General features: G+C 44.2%; 20 protein-coding genes. 11 read left to right on the top strand and 9 right to left on the bottom strand.

Features of this window, described 5'->3' with window-relative positions; all coding sequences use genetic code 11:
- Window positions 1-172: 172 nt before the first annotated feature.
- Together FHS68_RS15535 and FHS68_RS15530 are read left to right on the top strand one after the other, a co-directional pair.
- Complete coding sequence (locus FHS68_RS15535) at window positions 173-937, top strand: ParA family protein (RefSeq protein ID WP_167271715.1); 765 nt, start codon at window positions 173-175, stop codon at window positions 935-937.
- A gap of 4 nt (window positions 938-941) precedes the next feature.
- Entirely contained in the window at window positions 942-1241 is a 300-nt protein-coding gene (locus tag FHS68_RS15530) for a hypothetical protein (RefSeq protein WP_167271713.1), read from the top strand.
- Here the strand turns inward: FHS68_RS15530 and FHS68_RS15525 are convergent.
- Genes FHS68_RS15525 through FHS68_RS15505 form a run of 5 tightly spaced genes read right to left on the bottom strand, consistent with a single transcriptional unit; the run spans window position 1231 to window position 4630 of the window.
- On the bottom strand, window positions 1231-3042 hold the full coding sequence (locus FHS68_RS15525) for a M64 family metallopeptidase (RefSeq protein WP_167271711.1): 1812 nt from the start codon (window positions 3040-3042) through the stop codon (window positions 1231-1233). The two genes, FHS68_RS15530 and FHS68_RS15525, sit on opposite strands and share 11 nt — an antisense overlap.
- Window positions 3039-3539 carry a hypothetical protein gene (locus tag FHS68_RS15520; RefSeq protein ID WP_167271709.1) on the bottom strand — a complete coding sequence of 167 codons (501 nt, stop codon included), beginning with the start codon at window positions 3537-3539 and terminating at the stop codon, window positions 3039-3041. Before FHS68_RS15520 ends, FHS68_RS15525 begins: the two co-directional genes overlap by 4 nt.
- 28 nt (window positions 3540-3567) lie before the next feature.
- The gene (locus FHS68_RS15515) at window positions 3568-4035 is read right to left on the bottom strand and encodes a DUF1572 family protein (protein ID WP_167271708.1); all 468 of its coding nucleotides are present in this window, start codon (window positions 4033-4035) and stop codon (window positions 3568-3570) included.
- A 32-nt stretch (window positions 4036-4067) separates the two neighbouring features.
- Window positions 4068-4388, bottom strand: a complete 321-nt coding sequence (locus FHS68_RS15510; RefSeq protein ID WP_208408326.1) for a type II toxin-antitoxin system PemK/MazF family toxin — start codon at window positions 4386-4388, stop codon at window positions 4068-4070.
- Window positions 4382-4630: an AbrB/MazE/SpoVT family DNA-binding domain-containing protein gene (locus FHS68_RS15505; RefSeq protein WP_167271706.1), complete on the bottom strand. Its 249-nt coding sequence runs from the start codon at window positions 4628-4630 to the stop codon at window positions 4382-4384. The genes FHS68_RS15510 and FHS68_RS15505 overlap by 7 nt, the downstream gene beginning before the upstream one ends.
- Before the next feature lie 197 nt (window positions 4631-4827).
- Between FHS68_RS15505 and FHS68_RS15500 the strand changes: the two genes are divergently transcribed.
- Together FHS68_RS15500 and FHS68_RS15495 are read left to right on the top strand one after the other, a co-directional pair.
- Window positions 4828-6858 (top strand): heavy metal translocating P-type ATPase, encoded by a 2031-nt coding sequence (locus FHS68_RS15500; RefSeq protein WP_167271704.1) that lies wholly within the window; start codon window positions 4828-4830, stop codon window positions 6856-6858.
- A gap of 22 nt (window positions 6859-6880) precedes the next feature.
- Complete coding sequence (locus FHS68_RS15495) at window positions 6881-7426, top strand: pyridoxamine 5'-phosphate oxidase family protein (RefSeq protein ID WP_167271702.1); 546 nt, start codon at window positions 6881-6883, stop codon at window positions 7424-7426.
- Between the two features lie 8 nt (window positions 7427-7434).
- Here FHS68_RS15495 and FHS68_RS15490 read toward each other — a convergent pair whose 3' ends face one another.
- Together FHS68_RS15490 and FHS68_RS15485 are read right to left on the bottom strand one after the other, a co-directional pair.
- The gene (locus FHS68_RS15490) at window positions 7435-7575 is read right to left on the bottom strand and encodes a hypothetical protein (RefSeq protein WP_167271700.1); all 141 of its coding nucleotides are present in this window, start codon (window positions 7573-7575) and stop codon (window positions 7435-7437) included.
- 4 nt (window positions 7576-7579) lie between these two features.
- Window positions 7580-7858: a hypothetical protein gene (locus tag FHS68_RS15485; RefSeq protein WP_167271698.1), complete on the bottom strand. Its 279-nt coding sequence runs from the start codon at window positions 7856-7858 to the stop codon at window positions 7580-7582.
- 118 nt (window positions 7859-7976) lie between these two features.
- Here FHS68_RS15485 and FHS68_RS15480 point away from each other — a divergent pair, with 118 nt between their 5' ends.
- Window positions 7977-8366 (top strand): helix-turn-helix transcriptional regulator, encoded by a 390-nt coding sequence (locus tag FHS68_RS15480; RefSeq protein WP_167271696.1) that lies wholly within the window; start codon window positions 7977-7979, stop codon window positions 8364-8366.
- Here the strand turns inward: FHS68_RS15480 and FHS68_RS15475 are convergent.
- Together FHS68_RS15475 and pdxR are read right to left on the bottom strand one after the other, a co-directional pair.
- Window positions 8337-9551: an MFS transporter gene (locus tag FHS68_RS15475; RefSeq protein WP_167271695.1), complete on the bottom strand. Its 1215-nt coding sequence runs from the start codon at window positions 9549-9551 to the stop codon at window positions 8337-8339. The two genes, FHS68_RS15480 and FHS68_RS15475, sit on opposite strands and share 30 nt — an antisense overlap.
- Before the next feature lie 28 nt (window positions 9552-9579).
- A complete protein-coding gene (gene pdxR / locus FHS68_RS15470) occupies window positions 9580-11043 on the bottom strand; it encodes a MocR-like pyridoxine biosynthesis transcription factor PdxR (protein WP_167271693.1) in 1464 nt (487 codons plus the stop codon).
- An 82-nt stretch (window positions 11044-11125) separates the two neighbouring features.
- On the opposite strand from pdxR, the gene FHS68_RS15465 reads away from it, so the two are divergent.
- From FHS68_RS15465 to FHS68_RS26780, 6 genes are all read left to right on the top strand, one after another.
- Window positions 11126-11755: a pyridoxamine 5'-phosphate oxidase family protein gene (locus tag FHS68_RS15465; RefSeq protein WP_167271691.1), complete on the top strand. Its 630-nt coding sequence runs from the start codon at window positions 11126-11128 to the stop codon at window positions 11753-11755.
- Between the two features lie 79 nt (window positions 11756-11834).
- Entirely contained in the window at window positions 11835-12068 is a 234-nt protein-coding gene (locus FHS68_RS15460) for a hypothetical protein (RefSeq protein WP_208408325.1), read from the top strand.
- A 122-nt stretch (window positions 12069-12190) separates the two neighbouring features.
- Complete coding sequence (locus FHS68_RS15455; protein ID WP_167271689.1) at window positions 12191-12538, top strand: hypothetical protein; 348 nt, start codon at window positions 12191-12193, stop codon at window positions 12536-12538.
- A gap of 4 nt (window positions 12539-12542) precedes the next feature.
- Window positions 12543-12764, top strand: coding sequence for a hypothetical protein (locus tag FHS68_RS15450; RefSeq protein ID WP_167271687.1), 222 nt, complete (start codon window positions 12543-12545; stop codon window positions 12762-12764).
- 53 nt (window positions 12765-12817) lie between these two features.
- Window positions 12818-13039, top strand: coding sequence for a hypothetical protein (locus tag FHS68_RS15445; RefSeq protein WP_167271685.1), 222 nt, complete (start codon window positions 12818-12820; stop codon window positions 13037-13039).
- Window positions 13023-13241, top strand: coding sequence for a cytochrome c peroxidase (locus FHS68_RS26780; protein WP_167271683.1), 219 nt, complete (start codon window positions 13023-13025; stop codon window positions 13239-13241). Before FHS68_RS15445 ends, FHS68_RS26780 begins: the two co-directional genes overlap by 17 nt.
- Window positions 13242-13284 lie beyond the last annotated feature (43 nt).

Raw genomic sequence — 13284 nt, 5'->3', positions numbered from 1 at the left:
TGAAAATAAAATCATTTTATACTTATTATTCTTTTAAAAAGTTTTATACATTTACGAAGACAAAAACTTTTGTGGCTTTCTATTATAAATATTAGTGATAAAAATATTTTATGTTTATTTACGTACGGAACGTAGGATAAACCATTACTTTTTATACATATAATATTTGTCAATGAAAATCATCAGTATTGTCAACAACAAAGGCGGTGTAGGAAAGACTACTTCTGCCCAAAGCATTGCTGCCGGTCTCAGCAAATTTGCCAATGCAAGAGTGCTCGTTATCGACCTTGATGCGCAAGCCAGTCTAACCAAAAGTTTTGGAATCACACATGCCGGACTAAAAAAAGACAGCGGCTCGTTTATCACAGGCGAATACGAATTTGATGAGATTGTGAAGCATGTTGGCGACATTGATTTACTGCCCGGATCGGCGGAGATGATCCACAGAGAAGACACCATTAAGTCTGCGCCTATCTTTCCTTTCAATCTAAAGATTGCCTTGGAAAAAGTGAAAGACCGGTATGATTTCGTTATCATCGATTGCCCGCCGGCATTATATGGAAACACTCGTTTGGCATTGGTATCCTGTCATCAGTACTATGTTCCATTACAAGCTGAATTTTTGAGTTATGAAGGTCTTCGCAACTTTTTGGTTTACTCGGCGGAGATCAAAAAAATAAGTCCGAGTACAAATTTGGGAGGCGTTTTTGCAACACGCTATAACCCGAAGATCCGGAAAAAGATCAGCCACGAACTGGTTGCCGCCACCCGGGAACAACTTGGTGAAGTATTCATGGCTTCGTACATTCGCGATAACATTGCATTGTCGGAAGCACAGGCCAACGGGATGACGATTTTTGATTACGCACCCGACAGCAATGGCGCTGAGGATTATTATAAGTTAACAAAAGAAATACTGGAACGAATAAATAACTGACACTATGGCGAAGGAAAGGAAGTTTGAATTTGCACCCCTGCCCCTGGTTACCGATGTAGAGGATGAGCCAGCTACCAAACCAGGAGATATCCAGGATGGAGCGCCCACCAAGGTAACCTTTGATTGTGATTACATTTCGATGGAAAACATGAAAGATTATGGTTATTGGGAGGGCCTGACGCAAAAAGACATCATTTTAGAATCCTTGAAGCTATATTTTCAGGATAAAGAAATCAGGCCGCGCCCTGACAAGATCCGAAACCGGACGAAAGTCGGCCGCAAGCCAAAATCAGCTAACGATTAACCAGTATTTTTCCCGAAACCTCCTTTTTACCGTTTGTAAATCGATACAGATACATGCCAATCGGAAAATCCAGCTTTATCTCTGTCTCCTTTTCAAATAATGTTACCGCACGCTTTTTGCCGGTCATATCATAAATAGTAAAGGCTGACTCGCCCGGGAGCTTTGTCTTTACCTTTACATATTCCTTCGCGGGATTTGGTGACACCTGCACCCATTCATTGGGCTCATTTACTACTGCCAAAATTGGATCCACCTTTACCTCCGTGGTCGCGATTGCCGAACAGCCGTTAAGATCCGTGACAGTAACTTCATATTGTCCTGCCTGGCTAATCGTTGCATTGGGAATTAACGCAATCTGCGTATGAGCACTGAAATCTCCTGGCCCCTTCCAGCTGTAACCAATGCCGCCTTTTCCGTTTACTTCAATAGTAGATCCTACAAAATAAGGACCCGTATTGGACGCTGTTGCATCCGGAGGTGGAAGTACGCTAATTGTTGATTTGATTATTGAATCTTTTTTCCCTTCGACCTTACATGTTGCTTCGTACGTTGAAGTCTGGCTAGGCCTGAAAGTAATGCTATTGCCATTCTCACCGGTTGACCAGCTTACGGCACCAGGGCAACCTGTGGCTGTTAATCTTACCTCCCGCCCTACACAAACACTATCTGCCGATGGTCGCACCCTGAAAACTTTCGGAGCATTTGATTCCAGATTCCATTCGGTCTTCCAGGACCGCTGTTCCCTGGTGCTATCTCTGCGACTAAGGAGCGTCGAGTCAAAAACTGTTGCGGTAAGTGTTGCATAATCCCCGACATCATCACCCGTAACGGTAACATGATCTGGTCCGCTGGCAAAAGGCTTGTTGTTGAGCATCCATTCCACGTGAAGGGAGTTAGGCTCTGGCTTGACAAGGTCCAGCTTAAATTCTTTTCCTGTTCCCACCGCGATAATTCCCTCTGCATCAGGCTCCACCCTTTCAACCGGATTGACCAGTGACAAAATCATCTCGGTAGTCGCCTCCCGGCAAACTGCGCAAAATTGCTGATTTAATAATTGCATCAGGCACGAGCTCTCAGTTGGCTTGAACCATTTGGACGCCTCCGAATCTGTCCCATGTTTATGAATGCCTATACCATTGGAATTGAGCCAATTCCGCCATCGGATCGTTGCCGGATTGTTGTCCGCAGACATATTGGGCGACTCCCATCCATAACCCACACCTGCCCAGTATTCGTCATTCAAATGCGCAAAAGTGTGCCCGATTTCGTGTGCGCCAATCAGGTCGGCCAGCTCGTGCAAAGTATGCACAGCGATGGATCCGCCGGAACCGCCGTAAAATTTTGTATTAACCAAAACGACTGCCAGGTCGTACTGCGGAAGGTTGGTTGACAGTACATTGAAAACCATTGTATAATCTATGGTTACCAATCTGTGGATGGATGATCCAAAAGTTGCATTGTAAAACGTGTTCTTATCCCCAATTGGCTGATCCTTATAAACATCAGGGGCGGTTCCAGGATTGTCTGCGCCGCTTTCTTTGGATGGGGTTGATATGGAAAAGAAATTGAAATAGCTTTTGTAGATATCATAAGGCGCATAGGACAGAAAGAAATCCGCAAACTTTGCCGCCTCAGCCTTGAATTTCGGCATTTCGGCCTCTGTAAATCCGTCCCCTAGAATGACCACATTAATGCGATTGTCTTGCGAGCCTGTTTTATAAATAGTATCAACAGGAAATGTCTGGGCGAAGCTTCCGCAAATAGAATACAGAAAAAATAGTGTGGTAAATATTTTTTTCATGGTTTCAGATTAAGTGTATAAATTTTGACTGATCCGCGATCGGGGGTAATGCTATATAACTCGATCCGATCCATGTTCCTGTCTTCCTGAAATCGTACATGGAGAATCCCTTCTTTTGCAATAACAGATTGCTTGATGATCGTACCATCGTGGCCCGGAACTTCCACAGATCTGTACAACGGATGTTCAAAAGCCATCCCGACCTCTATACGGCCGGTTTTGTATCGTGGAACTACTTCAATATAGTGAGGAGAATGGACCGGCGCATTTAGATTCTTTGTCCGGCCGGCACCCGAAGCAGCTTTGACCAGGCGAACTCTTTCATTTTTGCCCGGTCCCAGTTCCGTGATCTTGAAATTGAGAAAAATAATGTGATCCTTGGCGTCTTTACTGTAACCGAAAATTTCATTGATTGTCAAAAGGGACTCACCGGAACTACAATTCAGGAAGTTTACGCCTACGAGCATTAACAATAAACAATTCCGGAGTGTGTGCATGTGATGAAGTAATTATGTTGCCGTAAAATTACATTTCTTTTGAAGCTTTGGAAATCCACCTTCTGTGATAATTGATTTGTCCTGTATGATATGACAGGTGCGCAAGTAAATGAGGCAGGATCAGATCAGTGCGCTGCTCGGTAAACATGTCCAGTACTTCTCTTGGATATTCTTGTCCCAAATCCTGGTCAGTTAGGTCGCCAAGTGTTTCTGGAATAATTTTTAGCAGTAAATCTATTTCTTCCAATAATTGGGATTTAGAAAAAACACGTTCTGCAAACTCTGCATCACGGTTACGTACATACGCGATGCTGCCGAGGGTAAGACCAATGTAAGTTCTGAGGTTACCTACCAAATGCTGTCCGAGGTTTCCGCCCGGGTTAATGGTTCCCGGCAACTGCACCCATAAAGACTCCTCACTTGGGTAAGCCTCGATTTCAACACGAAGTTTCTTTAAATCCCTTGTGTACAGGATTATCAACAATTCTTTATTCATGGCTAATGGGATGATAATTCGTGAAATTTTTTTTAAGCGAAAAATTCATTTATGACTTTCAAAACAGTTCCCGATGTTTCCTCATCAAGTATGCCGATCTTTTTAATAAGTCGAACCTTATCTACCGCACGCATTTGGTCGATGGCTATTTGCCCGGCTTTCCCATCAACCTGGCAATTTATTCTGGTGGGATAACTTTTGAATGTGGAAGTAAGCGGAGCAACAATGACTGTGTTGATAAATTTGTTGACGTCATCCGGAGATATAACTAAACAAGGTCGTATCTTTTTAATCTCACTTCCCACGATGGGATTCAAGTTGACATAGTAAATTTCAAATCGCTTTACTACCATGTCCAGTCTGAATCATCAAATTCATTGGAAATATTGCCCATCAGATCTTCATTTGAATCGGGCCCAGCTATCTGAAATTGTTTTGCCCAACCTTCCCGTGGTTTGTGAGTTACCGGTTCAATAACAATAGCATTTCCCTTCACTTCTACATTCACCATATCCTTGATATCACATTGGTCCATCATTGTTTTGGATAGAATTACTCCCTGGGAATTTCCAATCCGTCTAACACGTACTAGCATAGCAATAAAGTTATAATAATGTTATAACAACTCACAGATCTTTTAAACCATTTTTGTGAAAAATAAATTTCTATTGGTAATCTGACCTCAGGGATACTCCTTGCAACATCATTGCAAGTAATTGATTTTCAGCACTTGTAACCCTGTTGCACGCTATTGTGGGTTACATTTGTGCATGTTGAATCTTGATTTATAAAATGGAAGATAAAAGGAAAACCGCTCCCAAAGTTGATGACTGCTGCTCCCATGGAGAAGCAACGCACGCTGCACATGCTCACAACCATTCCCTAAAAGAAAATCACAAACATAGTCAAGATCATGATCACGACAATCACGATCACGACGACCACGCGCATGACCATGGCTCAGAGGGTGAAGCAGGAATTTTGAGAAGCAAATGGATGCTCTGGCTTAGCCTAGGCATTCTGGCGGCATTTTTGATTGCCACTTTTATATCAAAAATTGAGGTTAACCTATACCTCGAAATCGCATGGATGGTCGCGGCTTACCTGTTGGCTGGCAATAAAACCATCGCAATGGCATTCAGAAAAGCCAGTCGCGGTGACTTTTTCAACGAATTTACATTAATGACAATCGCCACTTTCGGCGCATTTTACATCGGTGAATTTAGTGAAGGTGTGGCAGTGATGATTTTTTATGAGATCGGCGAATTGTTCCAGGACCTGGCCGTGAGCCGTTCCAAACGATCCATCAAAGCATTACTGGACGTGCGTCCCGAAAGTGTGACAGTAATCCGCGACCATCAGGACATTCAGATCGCCCCTGCGTTGGTTCAGATTGGGGAAACTATTTTGGTAAAAGCAGGTGAAAAAGTTGCATTGGATGGCGTATTAACATCCTTATCGGGAACCTTCAATACCGCGGCATTAACGGGCGAATCCCGTCCCGACGAGATCAAGCAGCATGAGGCCGTACTTGCAGGAATGATCAACACCGAGAAAACGGTTGAAATTGAGGTAAGATCATTGTTTAAAGATTCAAAACTTTCCAGGATCCTTGAAATGGTGCAGGAAGCGACGGCCCGCAAAGCTCCTACACAGCTGATGATCAGCAAACTGGCTAAGATTTATACCCCAATCGTTTTCTTGTTGGCCGTTCTGATCATCCTCGGTCCAATGCTGTTCGTTGAACATTACGATTTTAATCAATGGCTTTACCGCGGGATGGTTTTCCTGGTTATAGCCTGTCCATGCGCCTTAACGATCTCTATACCCTTGGGTTATTTCGGCGGGATCGGATTGGCGTCCAGAAACGGTATCCTGATCAAAGGAGCGAATTTTCTAGACGTGATGACAAAAATCGACACAGTTGTTTCAGATAAAACGGGAACCCTTACCAAAGGCGTTTTCAAAGTGCAGAAAGTCGAAACCAGTTTGGAACCCAATGAATTTCTGACATTAACCGCATCGCTGGAAAGTTACTCAACGCACCCGGTTGCTAAAGCAGTCGTTGGACACGCCCAGGAATTAACATTAGCAAAGCCACAAGAAGTTGAAGAAATTTCCGGACACGGATTAAAAGGCATTGTACATGGAAAAAGAATGCTTGCGGGTAATCTTAAACTGCTCGAAAAATTCGACATCGGTTATCCCGCATCATTATCCGAAATTCCCGAAACCATCGTAGCAGTAAGTGTAAATGAACAGTTTGCAGGTTACATTACCATTGCCGACGAGGTGAAAGAAGATGCTGCTCAGGTTGTTACTGACCTCAAAAACATGGGAATAGAAACCATCATGCTATCCGGGGATAAAACCGAAGTCGTTTCTCAGGTTGCAAAGCAGCTAAACATTACCAAAAGTTATGGCAACTTGCTGCCTGAAGATAAGGTAAATCTGGTCCAAAAATTAAAAGACGAAGGCAAACGAATTGCCTTCGTCGGTGACGGTGTTAACGATGCGCCCGTGATTGCCCTGGCCGACGCCGGCATTGCGATGGGCGCCCTCGGCTCCGATGCGACCATCGAAACAGCAGACATCGTCATTCAAAACGACCAGCCATCCAAAATTGTGTCAGCCATTAACGCCGGTAAAATCACCCGGTCCATTGTATACCAAAACATTTCCCTCGCAATGGGCGTCAAACTGGCCGTAATGATACTTGGCGCAGGCGGCATTGCAACCCTTTGGGAAGCCGTTTTTGCCGACGTCGGTGTTGCGCTACTGGCAATACTCAACGCATTCCGGATCCAGGGAAAAAAAATTTAGGAGCCATTATTCAAAAAACAAAATGAGCAAGAGAATCGGATCAATCACGCCAGAACTTCAACTTTTTATGGAGGCGCAAAAAATCTATTTTGTCGCTACTGCCGCCAGCGCTGGAACAATAAACCTATCTCCCAAAGGAATGGACTCTTTTAGAATCCTTAGTCCGAACCGGGTGATGTGGCTTAATGTGACTGGCAGCGGAAACGAAACCGCCGCACATTTACTTGAGAACGACCGGATTACCGTCATGTTCTGTGCATTTGAAGGCAAACCCCTCATTCTGAGGTTGTACGGACAAGGAAAGGCTTATCATCCAAGAGACGAAGCCTGGAACGATTACATTTCACTTTTCCCGAAACTCGAAGGCGCCAGGCAGCTCATTGATATCGCCGTTCATACCGTTCAGACCTCCTGCGGAATGGCCGTTCCTTTCATGGATTATAACCATGAACGTGATGAACTGAACAAATGGGCGCACAAAAAAGGCGACCACGGGATCAGGGAATACTGGGAACAGAAAAACATAAAAAGCCTTGACGGTCTGGAAACCGGAATCAGCCCATTCTAATAATCGTTTTAATCCTGATGCATGAATTTAATCACCATACAGATTAAAAAGAAGACGATAAATAGCAGGAAAACATTTCCAAAACTGGCGAATAGCCGCACTGCTCCCTCACCCGTGATGAACAATGCGAAATCGGAGAAGTATTTCATCGCGCTAAACAATTGGAACGGATGAAAGTCCTGCCGCTTTTTCTAGCGCGATCGTCACACGTTCAATGCGATCGACATTGCCACGGCTGCTATCGGAAACAGCCTGTGCAACTGAGGTAAGGTAATCTTGCCCAAGTTTGGTATTAAAAAATGGGTCTTTCTCAGCCAGGACACTGCGCCAGTTTTTTCCTACAATTTTTCTTGAACGGATAAACCTGACTAGAAGGCGTTCCTGGATAGATAACCCGCCGTACTCTGATACTCGTGCATGTAGCTCTCGCATATATGAATTGGATAAGTGTGCATGTTTTTTGTAATTTGCGTATTACGGAAACTACTCTATACAAATATATAGTTTAGTTTTAACAAAATCAAATATAACTAGTTTTTAACTACACACGATGTCAATCACAGGCCAAAGAATAAGAAAATATCGCGAACTGATGGGATGGAATCAGGAAACACTTGCCAAAAATATTGAGAAGGCAAGTAAGCAAACTATCTCGCATTGGGAAACCGGCAGGCATGATCCTTCCCTCTCAGAAGTTAGAAAACTGGCGGAAGTTCTTAATACCACTGTGGCCCAGCTTGTTGGCGAAGCACCCATGTTTGAAGAGCCGAGAGAAAATTATATCATGGTCAAAAAGGATGACCTGATCGAATTACAGAGAAAAGCGCTGGACGCGGAAGAAGAGCGGGTCAAAAGCCTGACAGAGCAACTTGAAAAAGCGCTTGGATCCGACGAAAATGAAGCAACTGAATTATCCCAGCCCGACATTACGTCTGAATAGCATCCGGAACCCGGCAGCACAGGCAAAGCTTAAAATAACCAGAGAAAGCCAAAGCAAATCGTAGCTCCATTTTGCTGCCAGGTAACCTCCAACAGCCGGGCCAATGATTTGCGCGACGGATTGAGAAACGGAATAAGCCGCCGAATACTTTCCCCTGTTCAATTCACTGGCCCGGTTCATCACAAATGTGCTGATATAAGGTATCGCCAGCATTTCGCCAATCGTGAAAAGCAGCACTGCTGCACCAGCAAGGACAATCGGAAATCCTAGCGGCAGTACCAATGCCATAAAAGCCAGACCGCAAAAAACCACTCCGGAAACAATATAAAATGAATTGGGGCGTCGGTTTGCCAGCCTTTGTAGCAGGACCATTTCGAAAACCGCAATAATCAACCCGTTCATACCCAGCAAAATACCGATGGTAGACTCCCCTATCCGCATTACTTCCTTCCAATAAACAGGCGCCAGCCTGAAAAGAAGGATAAAGCAAACCATATAGACTGTCACCATAGACAGGAATTTCACAAAAAAAGCATCTCTCCACGGCGACATTCCAACGACTTCCTCTGTGACATTCATTGAACTCTGTCTGATCATTCGTCCTTTCGATAATAACCCCAGGATCAGCAATCCCGCAGCCACATAAATGACGCCATCGACCCAGAACAGCAAATGATAATTGATGGAAGCCAGAATCCCGCCGACGGATGTACCGAATCCAAAGCCAACGTTTGTAGCTAACCGGTTAAGTGCATACGACCTGGTCAGATTGGCTGGTGAGGAATAAGCTGCAATGGCTGTGGAGTTGGCCGGCTTGAATGCTTCTACAAAAAAACTGAGCACAATAATGAGTGCACAAAGTCCCATGAAATTATTTACCAAACCAAAAAGCACGAAAAAAATGCCGCTCAGGATGAGACTGAAAATTTGGACCGGACGAAAACCCCACTTATCCGTAAAATAGCCTCCCGCCATTGCGCCGAAAACAGAGCCAACCCCAAAAAGCGTGATCATTAACCCCGCGTCGGCAATGCTGCGATGCAGATTTTGGGTAATGTACATACTCATGAATGGCACGGCCATATATCCACACCGGTTAACAAGTACGACCAAGCTTAACAACCAGGTTTCGCGGCTTAAACCACTAAATGAAAGACGGTAACTATTAAAAACTTTTTGAATCATAAGAAATTCGCTTTCGCGGGCACAAATCTCACAACAAATCTTTAATGATGCCTACACTTTCTTCCAGTTCGCTCAAATCCGAAGAAGCAAATCCTAATCGTATGGAGTCCTTCCCTTCCCCGGGCCGTTTAAGCAAACTACCGTCCGAAAAGTATAAATCTTTCTGTAACGCCCTGGCAGCCAGCTTCTCTATGTCAATGCTCGGATCGAACCGGGCCCAAACCGCCATACCGCCATCCGGGATTTCAAATTCGACTTTATCTCCCAATTGCGTTTTTAACAGGTCACAAAAAACATCCCGCCGCTGCTTATAAACCCGAACAGATTTACGCAAATGCCTTTGTACCACGCCCGTCTGCAATAATTCAGCGATTGCATTTTCCAACATTTGATCCCCTTGTCGGTCAATAATGCGTCTGAAAAGGGCAAGATGCGTGATCGCATCTTCCGGACCGACAAGATAACCGACCCTGAATGCGGGCGAAATGGTCTTGCTAAACGATCCGCAATACAACACCATTCCGGCTTTGTCAGCACCCGCGACTGGCAATAAAGGCTTACTCAGATAATGGAAATCATAATCGTAATCATCCTCGAATATGATGAAACCATATTTCTCGGCCAGTTTCAGCAGACTGATGCGCCTGTCGGCACGAAGTGCAACGGTAGTAGGATAATGATGGTGCGAAGTGACATAGACGAGCCTGACGGGTTGCTGCTGGCAAAGTTTTTCAAGTTCATCAACAATCATCCCATGCTCATCCACAGGAATCTGGGCTATGTGTGCGCCTGCCCGTATAAAATTCATATTGGCCCCGAACCAGCCGGGAGAGTCCACAGCAACATGGTCACCCGGCTTTAAAAGGCCCGTGCTCACTAAATGGATTCCCATAATGACGCCCCTGACAATCAGTACGTTATCTGCTGTGATTTTCAAACCTCTCGTTTCGTTGAGGTGAGATGCCAGTTCCTGCCTGAGCCATGCTGCACCCTTGGTATCACCATAACCCAGCCTTATATAAGGATTTCCATGCAGCAACTGGCTTCGGTAAGCCCTGGAAAGTTCCTCCACCGGCGCCAGTCGGGGGTCCGGGAATCCATCATCAAGATGCAGTCTGGTACCGGACTTTAAAACAGCCCGGTTTAAGTGCTGCGATTTCTCAAAACTGAACCCTGCTTTTTTCAAAGCACTGTCAGCCTTCACTTGGTTTTCAGGGCCTTGCCTTCTTATTGCGGGAAGATTGTTAGCGACAAATGTTCCATTTCCGGTGTGGCTTTCCAGCCAGCCTTGCGCTAAAAGCTCGTCGTAAGCCTGAACAACCATTCTTCTGTGTACCTTAATCGATGAAGCCAATTGCCTCGTACTCAGCAACCGATAACCCGGTTGAAGCGTACCATCTTTGATAAGCGTCATCAATTGGTTTGCAATCTGCAGGTAAACCGGCTGCCGCTCCGATTTAGCCACCGCTAACAAAGCAGAAAGTATCTGCATTTGATTGGACTACTAAAATTTTAAATATTGGATCATAATTAGAGTCCAATTAACCAATAATTTTGAAGAAAAACAAAGAGCCATGCAAACGCATCCCCCAAATCTTATTCCAAGCCGTTTGGCGAAACGGTCACATTATGACCACGAAACCATTTGCTCCATCCTGGACGAAGCACTTTTTTGCACGATCAGCTACTCGGTAGATAACCGTCCGTTTTCCATCCCCACCTCTTTTGTCCGTTACGAAGACAAAATTTATATTCATGGTTCGGTGGGAAGTCATTTTATAAGGGAAATTGAAAAAGGCATTACGGTTTGCATTTCGATCATGCTGACGGATGAATTGGTGGTAGCTAAATCCGCATTCAGCCATTCCGTTAATTATCGTTCGGTTACGATTTTTTCCCAGGCTGAAAAAATGGAAGATATCGAAACCAAAAAGGCTGCCTTTGAATGGCTGACCAATAAAATTGTCCCCAATAGCTGGGAATATTTGCGGCCTATGACGGAGAGTGAAGTAAAAAAAACAACCGCGCTTGCTTTCTCATTTGAAGAAGCAGTTGCCAAAACCCGGTCTGGAATGCCTAATGATGAGAAAGAGGACCTTGAATTACCGATCTGGTCGGGACTAATTCCTATCCCAACACAACGGCTTGCCCCTGTTGCCGACGAATGGAGCAAAAATATTCCGCTGCCCCAACATTTAATATAAGGTCATGCAACCTTCCAATTAAATCCGTCATCTTTCGGTCAAACCCAGGATACCAGATTTAATTCAAATTTTGCACCTCATGACAGGAAAGGAACTTTTTGACCGTTATCAATTGGCTGCCCTGGCGAAGGGCTTAGGTTCCCAGGAGTTTCATTACGGGAACATTTTGTATCAGGCATTGAGGCTGGAGGGTGAGGAAAAGATTTTTAACTTGCTTGAAAAGGCAGAAAATACAGGAAAACGCATTGCTCTCGGTTATTCCGCTATTTCCCAGGACAGCCGCACTGATCCAGATATGGCGGTTTTAATTTGAGAGCAATTTTATAGATATATGAGGCCGTTCCGTAACCCGGAGCGGCTTTTGTGTTTTAAGTGTTTAATTTTAGTGAGAACCTCGCCATTGTTTTCTTTTCCGGATATACTACCTGAGAAACTATGAAAGCAACTTTTTGGGGCAGAAGATTATTTATAAGCACGATCCTTGTAGTCGTCATAAGTGCACTCGTGGTTGCGGCAATCAAAGATGCTGAAAGCGTACACCTTCCCTATCTTGTTGCCGTTTTTTCTGCCATTTCTATCGGATTCGCTGAACCACAGAAAGGCTGGATGCTGGCCATTATGCAATGTGCCCTTATTATGGCTGGATATTTTCTTTTCACCCAAAGACCTGAAAGTAAAGCGCAACAAGAGTTAGAAAATTTCAGTTTATACGGCTCGATTATCCTCACTTTCGCAGCGAGTTTCCTAGGCGGTTTCTTACGGCGTGCATTCAATATGAAGTGATGATATGAGGGGTGTTTATAAATCAATCCTGCTGGCGTTTACATTGATATGCTTCCTGGGAGCTGCTTCGTCCCGTAACAAAATGCCTGACATCAGATCTGAAAGTATCGCCCAATTTCAAGTCAATGCCAAAATACTGGTTAGCAGCATTCATGATTTTGAAACTGCAATACATCAGATTGAAAATGCCAATCCTGAATCTATAAAAACAGCAGAAACACACTGACAAAATCCATCACATACCTCAACGAACATCCTGATTTTGATTCTTTTGACCGGATGAATTTCCTGGTCAGTCATGCGCTGCCATTACAACAGCATTTGGGGGTTTTAATAAAAAAATTGAATCTCGAAACCAATGAATACGGTGTCCTCAATTACAATGCGGCACATATTTTCAGTCCCAGTCCATTCAATGTAAAAGCATTTCCTGGCTACAAAGGTGCTTCTCAGCAAAAGGTAAAGTTGGGCAATACAGTCGCAATTGTGCATAAACAATAAGGATAAAGGTTATTTCAACTCATTTCGAAATGCCTTTCATAAAAAGCCCAACGACAAGATTAAAAAAGCGGAGATATACAAGGCAATTGCCGCATACATCCGCACACTGAACCCGCAGAACTCACGGTTTGACCAATATATCAATGGAAAAAGTAAAACGCTTACTGAAAATGAGATCGGTTTACCGAATATTCATCGATAACATACCCTTGGTAATTCATTATTCAGAAGCCAGAAAAATACAT

It is taken from the genome of Dyadobacter arcticus (assembly GCF_011762185.1).
GTDB classification, from domain to species: domain Bacteria; phylum Bacteroidota; class Bacteroidia; order Cytophagales; family Spirosomataceae; genus Dyadobacter; species Dyadobacter arcticus.
Note: the sequence above shows the minus strand (reverse complement) of the source record. Positions and strands in the feature narration are given on the sequence as shown.